13 protein-coding genes are annotated in these 12,550 nt (G+C 36.7%); 1 reads left to right on the forward strand and 12 read right to left on the reverse strand.

Features of this window, described 5'->3' with window-relative positions:
* Position 1: 1 nt before the first annotated feature.
* From ybeY to rpsU, 10 genes are all read right to left on the reverse strand, one after another.
* On the reverse strand, positions 2-472 hold the full coding sequence (gene ybeY, locus DIS06_RS01005; protein ID WP_110111382.1) for an rRNA maturation RNase YbeY: 471 nt from the start codon (positions 470-472) through the stop codon (positions 2-4).
* Positions 469-2,589: an HD family phosphohydrolase gene (locus tag DIS06_RS01010; RefSeq protein WP_110111564.1), complete on the reverse strand. Its 2,121-nt coding sequence runs from the start codon at positions 2,587-2,589 to the stop codon at positions 469-471. The genes ybeY and DIS06_RS01010 overlap by 4 nt, the downstream gene beginning before the upstream one ends.
* Before the next feature lie 202 nt (positions 2,590-2,791).
* Positions 2,792-3,748 carry a PhoH family protein gene (locus DIS06_RS01015; protein ID WP_110111383.1) on the reverse strand — a complete coding sequence of 319 codons (957 nt, stop codon included), beginning with the start codon at positions 3,746-3,748 and terminating at the stop codon, positions 2,792-2,794.
* A gap of 3 nt (positions 3,749-3,751) precedes the next feature.
* The gene (gene yqfD / locus DIS06_RS01020) at positions 3,752-4,939 is read right to left on the reverse strand and encodes a sporulation protein YqfD (RefSeq protein ID WP_110111384.1); all 1,188 of its coding nucleotides are present in this window, start codon (positions 4,937-4,939) and stop codon (positions 3,752-3,754) included.
* A gap of 17 nt (positions 4,940-4,956) precedes the next feature.
* Entirely contained in the window at positions 4,957-5,238 is a 282-nt protein-coding gene (yqfC, locus tag DIS06_RS01025; RefSeq protein WP_110111385.1) for a sporulation protein YqfC, read from the reverse strand.
* Positions 5,239-5,298: 60 nt separating this feature from the next.
* Positions 5,299-5,829 (reverse strand): hypothetical protein, encoded by a 531-nt coding sequence (locus tag DIS06_RS01030; protein WP_110111386.1) that lies wholly within the window; start codon positions 5,827-5,829, stop codon positions 5,299-5,301.
* 32 nt (positions 5,830-5,861) lie between these two features.
* Positions 5,862-6,848, reverse strand: coding sequence for a flotillin-like protein FloA (floA, locus tag DIS06_RS01035; protein WP_110111387.1), 987 nt, complete (start codon positions 6,846-6,848; stop codon positions 5,862-5,864).
* Positions 6,849-6,937: 89 nt separating this feature from the next.
* Positions 6,938-8,263, reverse strand: coding sequence for an NfeD family protein (locus tag DIS06_RS01040; protein ID WP_481746833.1), 1,326 nt, complete (start codon positions 8,261-8,263; stop codon positions 6,938-6,940).
* 240 nt (positions 8,264-8,503) lie between these two features.
* The gene (locus tag DIS06_RS01045; RefSeq protein WP_110111388.1) at positions 8,504-8,947 is read right to left on the reverse strand and encodes a GatB/YqeY domain-containing protein; all 444 of its coding nucleotides are present in this window, start codon (positions 8,945-8,947) and stop codon (positions 8,504-8,506) included.
* 14 nt (positions 8,948-8,961) lie between these two features.
* Entirely contained in the window at positions 8,962-9,135 is a 174-nt protein-coding gene (gene rpsU / locus DIS06_RS01050) for a 30S ribosomal protein S21 (RefSeq protein WP_015595024.1), read from the reverse strand.
* A 212-nt stretch (positions 9,136-9,347) separates the two neighbouring features.
* Between rpsU and DIS06_RS01055 the strand changes: the two genes are divergently transcribed.
* The gene (locus DIS06_RS01055; RefSeq protein ID WP_110111389.1) at positions 9,348-10,283 is read left to right on the forward strand and encodes a Na/Pi symporter; all 936 of its coding nucleotides are present in this window, start codon (positions 9,348-9,350) and stop codon (positions 10,281-10,283) included.
* 81 nt (positions 10,284-10,364) lie between these two features.
* Here the strand turns inward: DIS06_RS01055 and deoC are convergent, their stop codons facing one another.
* Positions 10,365-11,036, reverse strand: a complete 672-nt coding sequence (gene deoC, locus DIS06_RS01060; RefSeq protein ID WP_110111390.1) for a deoxyribose-phosphate aldolase — start codon at positions 11,034-11,036, stop codon at positions 10,365-10,367.
* Positions 11,037-11,197: 161 nt separating this feature from the next.
* Positions 11,198-12,550, reverse strand: coding sequence for a tRNA (N(6)-L-threonylcarbamoyladenosine(37)-C(2))-methylthiotransferase MtaB (gene mtaB, locus DIS06_RS01065; RefSeq protein WP_110111391.1), 1,353 nt, complete (start codon positions 12,548-12,550; stop codon positions 11,198-11,200).

Consider the following 12,550-nt stretch of genomic DNA (forward strand, 5'->3'; position numbering starts at 1 on the left):
TTTATCTCTTTAAACCGTAAGCATCTAGAATTTCTTTTTGCTTCCCAAACATTTCTTTCTCTTGTTCTTCTGTTTCATGATCATATCCTAACAAATGTAAAAAGCCATGCACAGTTAGAAAACCTAACTCTCGTAAAAAGGAATGTCCATATTCTTCTGCTTGTTCATGTGTTTTAGGAATAGAAATAATAATATCACCTAAAACACGAGGTAGTTCTTGTCCAATAATTTGAAGCTCTCCTTTACCCATTTCTTCTAGCGCAAACGAGATTACATCAGTAGGTTTATCTTTTTTACGATACTCTCGGTTAATTTCTTGTATACGATCATTGTCTACAAATGTAACAGATACTTCTGCTTCTTCTTTTATGCCTTCTACCTCTGCTGCCATTTGCAATAATTTTTCTAATTGTTCTTGTTGATCTACTGTGACTTCTTTCGTTTCATCAATAAAGTCGATTAGTAAATTCATACTCCCACCTTCTCTTTCTTCATATCTGGGTATTCAATTCTAGAGTGAAAAATACCGTTTAGTGTTTCACACAATGATTTTGCGATGAGTTCAAGCTCTCTTAGTGTTAAATCGCATTCATTTAATTGTTCATCTTGTAGTCGATCTTTAATAATACTTCTGACTAACCCTTCTATTTTTTCAGGAGTTGGATTGGTCATTGAGCGAACTGCTGCTTCTACACTATCAGCAATACAAATAACAGCTGCTTCTTTCGTTTGTGGTTTTGGACCAGGATAGCGATAATCCTTTTCGTCTACTTTCTCTTCTGTTCCCTCGACAGCTTTATAATAAAAGTATTTCAGTAATGTTGTTCCGTGATGTTGTTCTGCTATATCAATAATTTCTTTCGGTAATTTATGCTTACGTAAAATCGTTGCTCCATCTGTCGCATGTGCAATAATAATATTTTTGCTTACTTCTGGAGTAAGCCTATCATGAGGGTTGCTTATATTCATTTGATTTTCAATAAAGTATTGAGGCCTTTTTGTTTTTCCAATGTCATGATAGTAAGCTGCCACACGTGCTAACAATCCATTAGCACCGATGGTTTCACACGCTGACTCTGATAAATTTGCCACCATGACACTATGATGGTATGTTCCAGGCGTTTCGGTCAAAATTTTTCGTAACAAAGGATGATTAGGACTAGAAAGTTCAATAAGCTTCATTGTTGATAAAATACCAAATCCGCTTTCAAAGAACGGAAGTAATCCAATGGTTAAAATAGCTGCAACAATCCCAGAAGAGATTGCCATAATACCATAATAACTTAATTCCACGGTACTTAATTGACCATTTTTAATCAGTTGCATAGCTAAGATAATCCCTACATTGACCAGTGATACAAACAAGCCAGCCTGCAAAATCTGAGAACGTCTATGCTGTTTGCTTAAAAATAAAATACCTGCAATACTACCTAGTAAAAAGTAGGTTCCCACATGGATATTAAATGAAGTTGTCATTTCACTGTTAAAGATTAAACTTCCACAAATAGCAAAAATCACACTTGAAATAATTGCAATTCGTTCATTAATTAAAATCCGAATAAGTAATCCTCCAATGGCAACAGGCATTAAAAAGCCAATTTCCGATAATTCCATCTCTTGAAATAAACTTAATGCTTTCATCAGTACAATTGTAATTGTAAAAATAATGACATAGAGCAAGAGCGTTCGATACGATTTCACATTAAAATCTTTAAAATAATACATTATAAAGCTAATCATAATGATGATCAGTAAAAGTAGCCCTACAAATGGCTGTACAGACGTTTGATCATTTAATAAACCAACTAATTGCAATTGACGATAAATATCAGCTGTAATCAGTTGACTTTCTTCGACAATAATTTGACCTTGTTTAATTCTTACAGGTTCAATACGCTCAACAGCTTCTTGCCTATTTTCAGCCGTTTTCTTTGGATCATAAATGACATTCGGTATAATTGAAAACTGCGCAATCTCATACATGGATTCTTTTAGTGAATTGTTGACATTTGTATAGATTAATTGATTTTTAATTTGTTCTTTTTTATTTTCCACTTCACTTACAGTAATTCGATCTTTCATGACATGATGAACACCGGTAACAACTGCATCTTTTGCAATTGACAGCTCTTGTGGCGTAGACTGCAAAAGTTGATTAATGGTATCTGAAGAAAGGCTTTTTTGAATATCTGATGGTAACTTATCAGATAAGATGTCTCTTTTGGCTTTTAGAGATTCTTCTACATCTATACCATTCTTGTCATTTTTCTCAAAGTCTTCATTCGTTTCAATAATTGCATTAAAAATAGATGCGACTAAATCCACCCTATTTTGTGCATATTCCGTTTTTAACGTGTAAACATCTTTGACTGCCTCTTCCGCTTCTTGACGTTTTTTATCGGTACTTTCTTTATCTTCAATCGTAACAGGCGAATAAATGGTTTGAGGGGAAATTGATAATAGACGCAAATCTAATTCTTCTGGCTTTACATTACTATACATAGACGCATACAACACTACTCCTAGTATCGTATATAGACCAATTTGGATGAGCCGAAGTCGTTCGATTTGTGCCATTGTTTGTTTCATCATTCCAAACTTCGACACGTTAGGTCCTCCTTTTACACAAAAATGAGGGTAAAACATCAGTCAATAAACTTAAAAAAGTAGATTTACATACAACATCCCTTGCCTCTTTATCCATTGATGTTACTGGATTTCGGGGCAAGGGATGTTGTATGCTGAGCCAAACAGGCTTTTTTGCCCCATTTGTCTCAGCCCGATTTTTTCATTAAGCTTTTTCATAAGCTTCTACTATTCGTCTCACAAGAGGGTGGCGAACCACATCTGATTGCTCTAAGTGAATGAAAGAAATACCATTTACCCCTTTTAAAATATCACTTACCACTTTCAGTCCTGATTCAACGCCTTTTGGTAAGTCTACTTGCGACACATCTCCAGTGATCACCATCTTTGACCCAAACCCTAATCGCGTTAAAAACATCTTCATTTGTGCTGGTGTCGTATTTTGAGCTTCGTCCAAAATGACAAATGCATCATCCAACGTTCGACCACGCATATAAGCAAGGGGAGCAATCTCAATGACTCCTCGTTCAATTAAACGCTGTGTATGTTCTGTACCTAATACATCATGAAGCGCGTCATATAGAGGCCGCAAGTAAGGATCTACTTTTTCTTTTAAGTCTCCTGGTAAGAACCCTAGACTTTCACCAGCTTCAACAGCTGGTCGCGTTAAAATAATGCGCTGTACCATTCCGTTTTTTAACGCATTAACAGCCATAACAACAGCCAGATAAGTCTTCCCTGTTCCTGCTGGACCAATTCCGAAAATCAAATCATTCTTTTTAATTGCGGATACATATTGACGTTGTCCTAACGTTTTAACACGAATGGATTTACCTTTTACATTTTTCGTGATTTCTTCTTCATATATATCCTCAAAGAATTCTAACGATCCATCTTTCGCCATTTGAATCGCATACACAACATCTCGCTCTGAGATTGTAATATTCTTCCGGATAATATGTAGGAGTTTCTTTAGAATTTCTTCTACTTTTTGTACAGAGGAAGCTTCACCGGACAAACTTACGGCTTCTCCACGTGTTACAATTGATACACCTGTTTCTTCCTCAATGCGCTTTAGATGAGCATCTTGTGCCCCAAATAAAGCAATTGCTTCGTTTAAATCTTCAAGTTGTAAATTCATTGTAACTAGCTGTTCTGACATTCCTCAATCTCCTTGGATAATTGGTTGAGTAATTGCAATATTTTCTATAACTTGGTAAAGTATTGATAATTTTACTTTACCATTGTCCTCACGTTGGTGCAAAACTTTTTCACCTTTTATTTTACCATCTTCATCTAACTTTAGCATGACTTGTTCTCTTCCATCTTTAATTCCTTGCTGAACCGCCTCTACAACGGAATAGTTTCGTTCAATCTCTTCTTGTTCTCGTACTGTTATTGTTTCATATGCAATTGGAAGTTTCCACTTTAAAAAGTAAATCGGTTTTTTTACGCTTTCAATTTTTTTCGTTTTGTATTCTTCATTTTTAAAGCCCCAGATCGGTAGTCCTAAATGACCAATGTGAAAGTAATGCTTCACGTAGGAATTACCTGTCACCACTTGAAACTTTGTTTTAAGCGGAATCACTACCTCAGACTTGTACCATGTTTCACCAAACACTTTTCCTTTTGCTGCAATTACTTTTTGATTCCCTTCTTTTCCAATCAAACCTGATACAAGTGGCTGCCCACGCTCTACAACCTCATTCACTTTTACAAGTGGTTGTCCTTTTTCGATGAACATATTTGTAATGGTTGCTTTTTTTCCTGCAACAATATGTTGAGGTGATAATTGATCTTGTGCTTTTGGTTCATTTTTTTCAACCACTTGGAAATGATAAGATGTTCCTTTCACTTCTACCCCTACCCAAGTGATGTTACTCATATTATTCGTTAGTTTATACTGAATCATTTCAGGACTATCAAGTAAAAATTGTAATCTCCCTTGTTTTACGCCCATTCCTTCAAGTTCTTTCATAATTGCATGCTCGGTATGAGGCTGAGCTCCGGTAATTTCAACTCGCCAGACCATATTAGAAAGCAACGTTAAAATAGTTAAAAACGCCACAAGCCCCAATACAAACCCACCATTTTTAATCATTCGCTTCATAACAAACGGTAACCCTTGTCTTCTTCTAAAATAAAGCTTACAGTCCGCGTCTCGAATAAGCACGCGAACTTTTGATAAATCTTTTAATAACATTTCTGCAGATACACTTTCATGATTGACTCGTTTTATGTTCAACAAATGAATGTTCTGCCGAATACACTGATTTAGAAACCGTTCAATTCCCTTTCCTTTGATTGAAATGCCAACTGTTCCGGTCACAAAGTTTGTCCATTCGTTTTTCATTTGCTTCCTCCTTGATTTTACTGTTCTAAATACGTCACTTCGTTAATTTTGCCTTCTAATACTAGTTCTTCTGGAAGAATAACTTTAATCACAAGACCCTCTCCTTTAACGAGCATCTGCCCTTGTTTCAGTAATACTCGTATTTCTGTATCAGAAAAGGCAAGAAGCCCTTTGTGGTTTTCAATATATATATGAATTTGACCAACCATTGTAATTCGAGGAAGATCTGTTAAGACATCAGCGGGTAGTTCCATATGATTTGTAATCCATCGCTTCATGTTTTTCCATGTTTTGCCCATAAAAAAGAACCCCCTTTCATCTCATATTTATGAGAAAGGGGGTTATTGTATCACATCTATTTATCTTTTATAAATTTGTCGTTTCGACTTTGGTGGGCCAAGGATCTCTGACCATATCACACCTTCTACTGCTTTTTTTCCATTTATAGATAATCTACCAACGTTTTTTCGACTTGTACGCTTTGGTGAATTCACCATTGTACGAGTAGCCATATTTTGAGAACTTGTTTGTTCAACCGCTTCTTTTCGTGCTTTTGCTTGCGCGGCTTTTGCTTTTAAACTTGCTAACTTCTCTTGTAACTCTTGAACATTTTTCTGTCCTTTCACGTCGTCTATACGTGTTTCCATTTGGCGCTTTTGTTCTTCAACTTTTTCCGCCATTGTTCTTTTAGGACTATCAATGTTCGGTTGTTGAAATGGACGTTGTGGTGCTTTGTTGTCTTTTTGCTCACGAGGTCGTTCTGGTGCTTTGTTTCTTTCTTTTGATTGTTCAACAAAGCGCTGATACACATTTAAGATTAGCCCACCAATAATCACTACAATAAACATGTTGCTCAATAAAAAATTGATTACATACTCAATTATGTTCATCAGGAGTCTTCCTCCTTTGAATTAACCATTTTTTACTTCTCTTCGTCTTGGTCGTTTGTTAATTTACCAATTGAATCGCGCATTTCTGTATCAGCATCGATGTTTTTAATGTTCATATAATCCATGACGCCAATGTTTCCTGAGCGTAACGCTTCTGCCATTGCGAGTGGTACTTGCGCTTCTGCCTCCACAACTTTGGCACGCATTTCTTCAACTTTGGCACGCATCTCTTGTTCTTGTGCAACAGCCATCGCTCTTCTTTCTTCCGCTTTTGCTTGAGCAATGTTTTTATCTGCCTCTGCTTGATCTGTTTGTAGTTCAGCACCAATATTTTTCCCAATATCAATGTCGGCAATATCGATTGACAAGATTTCAAAAGCAGTCCCTGAATCTAGTCCCTTTCCTAAAACAGTTTGAGAAATTAAGTCTGGATTTTCTAATACCTTTTTATGATCAATAGACGAACCGATTGTACTAACAATCCCTTCCCCTACACGTGCTACAACTGTATCCTCACCTGCACCACCGACTAAACGATCAATATTGGCACGAACGGTAATACGAGCTTTTGCTTTGACTTCAATTCCATCCATCGCGACACCAGCAATAAACGGCGTTTCAATCACTTTTGGATTAACACTCATTTGTACCGCTTCTAATACATCACGGCCTGCTAAATCGATTGCTGCACAACGTTCAAAACTTAAATCAATATTTGCACGATGGGCTGCAATTAACGCATTTACGACACGGTCGACGTTACCACCTGCTAAGTAATGGCTCTCTAACTGATTAATATTTACATCTAATCCTGCTTTACTTGCTTTAATCAACGGATTTACAACACGAGACGGAATCACTCGTCGTAATCTCATTCCAACCAATGTAAAGATACTAATTCGCACCCCTGCTGCTAATGCAGAAATCCACAGCATGACTGGGACAAATGTAAAGAAAACAGCTAATAAAATCACACCTAAACCAATTGCTAAAAAGAACAATAATGTACCTGGTTCCATTCTTCTTATTCCTCCTTTAATTGTTTTACAAAGTTTAATCATAACACCTTACACGTTACGTTGTTACGTAAACACCTATAGATATTGCCTTATTTTTTTAGATCAGTTAATTTTCTGACCACAACTCTTGACCCTTCTACCTTTACTACTTTCACTTTTACATCTTTAGGTAAATAACTACCTTCTGTTACAACATCGATATACTCTTCATCAACTAAAACAGTTCCTGAAGGACGTAGCGGCGTAATCGTTAAACCTTCTTTTCCTAGTAACTCTTTACGATTATGATTTGACACATATCCTGATTCTGTATTCATAGAATCCTTTAAGACAATCTTTTTAAATGCTGATAACCGTTTGCCAAAAAACTTCATCATTACAAACGCACCTCCGATTGCAACTACAATCGCGATTAACAAAGAAATCCCCATCAACATGTAGTTATCTGTTGCCATAAAGAAGCTTGCTACAATTGCACCTAATCCAATAATCCCAAGAATGCCTCCTGCGACAAATAACTCTAAAATAACAAGCAAAATGCCTATAGAAAACAAAATAATAGACTCCATCCCCGCTAATCCAGCTACAAGGTGTCCGTAAAAGAAAAGCAGCAATGCCCCCACTCCCATTGAGCCCGCCAATCCAAAGGTAGGCGTGTAAAGTTCAATAATGAGACCTAAACTTCCAATAGAAAGCAAAATTGGTACCACAACAGGATGTGTAAGAAAGCGAGCAAGCTTTTCAGCAAATGTTACTTCCATTGTCTTGACTTCGGCATTCGCATAACCAACTTGTTGTAATAACTCATCTAAGTTAGCAACTGTACCTTCTGAGTACTTTACACGTAATGCTTGCTCTGGCGTTAAGGTTAACAACTTTCCTTTTCCAGCTCCTAAATCTGGTAAGTCAATATCTTTATCAGCCATTGCTAATGCATATTCAGGATTTCTCCCACTTTGTTCAGCAGCACTTTTCATGGCAGACAACCAATACGATTGTGCTTTTTGATCAGCTGCATTCCCTTCTTGGTCAATGACAGCTGCAGAGCCCATCGCTGAGCCAGGGGTCATATAAATCTCATCTGCATTTAAGGCAATATAAGCACCGGCTGATAATGCATTTTTATTTACAAATGCAATAACGGGTAATTCGGTCGATGTTAATTGCTTCCCAATTTCCGAAGCAGCATCTACAGCTCCACCTGGGGTATTAATATCTAGCACAATAAGATCTGCCCCTTGCTCTTCTGCTTCCGTAATGCTTCGATTAATAAATGCAAGCAATCCTTTTTCAACTGTTTCTTCTACAGGTATAACGTATACCGTTTGCTTTTCTGCGGATATTGAATGAAAAGGAAGAAGCAAAATAAAAGCCATTACAAATGAAATAATCCATATGCCTCGTTTAATCGTCACGTTTTCCCTCCTTCCTTCAGCTTGTAAATCATTGTCACTATATATACGACCTCCATCACAAATAGTTTCAATTTTTTTAAAAAGTTTATGTAAATAATCTAGATGATTTGACTGAGTCATCGATAGGTAGACGATATAGTCGTTCTCACAAGGTACTTTTAGAAATTAAAACTCTCCCATATACATATTATTCCAGACTATCTCAAATAAAAAAACACCTTACAAATGTAAGGTGTTTTTTTATGCTAATTGTTGAAGAACGAGCTTGTTAACAAGAGCACCGTCTGCTTTACCTTTTACTTTAGGCATAAGAGCTCCCATTACTTTTCCCATATCTGCTTTAGAGGAAGCTTGCACTTCTTCAATGGTTTCATTAATAATGTTTGTTAACTCTTCTTCAGTTAGCTGCTTAGGCGCATAAGCTTCTAAGATAGCTAGTTCAGAATGAATTTTATCAACAAGATCTTGACGACCTGCTTTCTCAAATTCATGGAGGGAGTCTTTACGTTGTTTTAATTCGCGAGAAATAACCGTCAACTCGTCTGCTTCAGTTAGGTCAGTACCTAATTTAATAGCTTCATTTTGAAGAGATGCCTTTACCATGCGAATCACAGTAAGTTTCTCTTTTTCTTTGTTTTTCATCGCTTGCTTCATATCGTTGTTTAAACGCTCGAGAAGACTCATAAATACACCCTCTTTTAGAACTTGCGTTTTCTAGCAGCTTCAGATTTTTTCTTACGCTTTACGCTAGGCTTTTCATAGAATTCGCGCTTTCTTGCTTCTTGAATAGTACCAGATTTAGATACTGTACGTTTGAAGCGACGAAGAGCATCTTCAAGCGATTCGTTTTTACGAACAACTGTTTTTGACATTCTAATTCCCTCCCTCCGAACAAAACAACTACATCATAATCAATAACATGTCAAAGACATGTCTTTTGCAATTATAATATAATGCTCTCTCAAGGTCAACTGCTTTCACAAAACAAATACACTCAACCATTTTATTGCTCTTTACTTTATTTTGCGATTCAGTCATATCTAACATAACTTGTCTATAAAAATGAAAAGAAGAGGTGAAAAGGATGCTTCAAGTACTTTCATTTTTTGCTGTCTATATTGCCATTTTCATATTCGGAATGACCGTGCTACGTACCGGTTTATACAACGTGTCAAAACATAAAATGAAACAATGGTTAATGCAAATGACAAAAAACCCTTTACAAGGCATGTTAATCGGAACGTTTGTAACGGCGATTTTACAAAGCAGTTCGGCTGTTATGGTCTTAACTGTCGGGCTCGTTGCCACAGGTTATTTAACATTTAGACAATCGATTGGTATTATTTTAGGTACAAATATTGGTACAACAATTACAACTGAACTCATTACGTTTCCTATCGATCAATTTGTAGTGCCTATGTTAGTGATAGGTGCTATCTTACTTCTATTTTCGAATGTGTTTATTTCATGTCTGGGTGCAATGCTATTTGGATTAGGGTGTATCTTCGTCTCTATGAATGGATTTGAGCATTTAGCTGTTCCCCTTTCGCAATTACCTTCGATTGAAGGTGTTATTCAACAAGCAAATACAAGCGAACTATTAGGACTATGGATTGGGACCTTTATCACCGCCATCATCCAATCAAGCACAGCTACCACCGGAATTATTATGAGCTTCTTAAATGAAAACATTTTGTCTCTTCCAGCTGGTATTGCTATTCTCTTTGGTGCAAACATTGGTACATGCATTACTGCTCTTCTTGCTAGTATTGGTTCAAGCCGTGAAGGCAAATTAACTGCATTCGCCCATGCGTGGTTAAATGTATTTGGCGTTCTCTTCTTTTTCCCATTTATACAAGCATTCAGCACGATTGCTACTAAACTCACTCAATTTCCTGATGCACAACTTGCACACGTCAGCTTAATTTTTAACATCGTTTGCTCTCTTTTAGCACTGCCACTCACAAGTTTATTAGCCAAATTTATTATTAAAGTACACGGGGGTGAAATGGTTCGATAAAGAAATAAAGAAAAAGGTTTATGGAAAAAGAACTTTTTCCATAAACCTTTTTTATGACTAAAACATTTATAAGTTGAACAATTAATAATCAGAGTCTGCAGTTAAGCCATTAACAATTGCAATCCCTGCACTTGCCCCAATTCTTGTAGCTCCAGCGTCAATAACAGCTTGAGCTTGCTCAGCATTACGCACTCCACCAGATGCTTTTACTCCAATATCCGGACCTACAGTTTTACGCATAAGTGCGATATCTTCAACTGTTGCCCCACCTGTTGAGAAACCTGTTGATGTTTTCACATAGTCTGCGCCTGCTTTTACTGACAACTCACAAGCTCTTACTTTTTCTTCTTCTGTTAATAAACATGTTTCAAAAATAACTTTTGTTAACGCTTTCCCTTTTGCTGCCTCAACAACAGCGCGGATGTCACGCTCTACTAATTCGTCATTGTTATCTTTTAATGCTCCAATGTTGATCACCATATCAACCTCTGTTGCACCCTTTTCAATAGCATCTTTTGTTTCGAATGCTTTTACTTCTGGTGTATTTGCACCTAGTGGGAAACCGATAACTGTACATACTTTTACATCTGTACCTTTTAATAATTCTGCAGCTAGTTCAATCCACGTGGGATTTACACACACAGAAGCGAAATTGTATTCTTTAGCTTCTTTACAAAGCTGTACGATTTGCTCTTTTGTTGTATCTGCTTTTAAAGCTGTATGGTCAATCATTTTTGCAATATGCTGTGTCATTATGTTTCTCCTTTCAATTTTCACAAGTTGTCCGTACTTCTCTCATCATATCACTAAACAATAAAAATGACGAGAAAAATTTACCCTTCGACATTGTTAGTTTGTCAATTGTATCTAATAAAAATGCTCGGTATGTTCAAATACATACCGAGCATTTTTAATTATGAACTTAGTCTTTCAGGAACCGGAACATCGTCCATTACTCGAACAAATTCACCTTCATTGTATGGATAACCTGCTTTTGTAATCTTTACTTTTACAAGCTTTCCTACCATTTCTTCTGTTGCTTGAAATTTCACTTTCAAGTAATTGTCTGTATAACCAATATAGAAACCACTTGTTGGGTCTTCTTTGTATACTTCTTCTGGAATCACTTCAAGTACTTCTCCATCAAATTGTGAAGCGTACTCTTTAGCTAATTGATCTGATAGAGCAATTAGACGATGCACACGTTCATTTTTTACTTCTTCATCGATTTGATCTGTCATTCTTGCTGCCGGTGTTCCTGTACGTTTTGAATACGGGAATACGTGTAATTCAGAGAATTTATGTTTTTTAATAAAGTTGTACGTTTCCATAAATTCCTCTTCTGTTTCACCTGGGAAACCAACAATAACGTCAGACGTAATCGCTAAGCCTGGAAGAGCTTCACGCAAACGATCTAATCGCTCACCGAAAAATTCCATGGTATATTTACGGCGCATACGCTTTAATACGGTATTAGAACCTGATTGAAGCGGAATGTGTAAGTGACGAACAACAATTTTAGATTTGTCTAACACTTCAATAACTTCATCTGTAATTTGACTTGCTTCAATAGAAGAAATACGTACACGCTTTAACCCGACCACTTTTTCTTCAAGATCACGTAGAAGTTGAGCTAAGTTATAATCTTTCATATCTTCACCGTATCCACCTGTATGAATACCTGTAAGAACAATCTCTTTATACCCAGCATCAACTAATTTTTGAGCTTGTACAACTACCTCTTTCGGATCACGCGAACGCATTAATCCACGTGCCCATGGAATAATACAGAACGTACAGAAGTTGTTACAGCCTTCTTGAATCTTAAGAGAAGCTCGCGTACGATCTGTAAACGCAGGTACGTCTAATTCCTCATATACACGAGACTTCATAATATTACCTACACCATTAATTGGTTGACGCTCTGTTTTATATTGCTCAATATATTCAAGCATTTTCACACGATCTTGTGTTCCAACAACAATGTCTACTCCAGGAATAGCCATAATTTCTGCTGGAGATGTTTGAGCATAACAACCAGTTACACAAATAACCGCATCTGGGTTTTTTCGTACTGCACGTCGAATCACTTGTCGACTTTTTTTATCACCTGTATTTGTCACCGTACATGTATTAATCACATACACATCGGATGTTTTTTCAAAGTCTACACGATCGTAGCCTTCAGCTTTAAAAAGCTGCCAAATCGCCTCTGTTTCATAATGGTTTACTTTACAGCCTAATGTATGAAAAGCAACTGTTGGCAT

The organism is Bacillus sp. CGMCC 1.16541 (genome assembly GCF_003184905.1).
Taxonomy (GTDB): Bacteria; Bacillota; Bacilli; order Bacillales; family Bacillaceae_H; genus Priestia.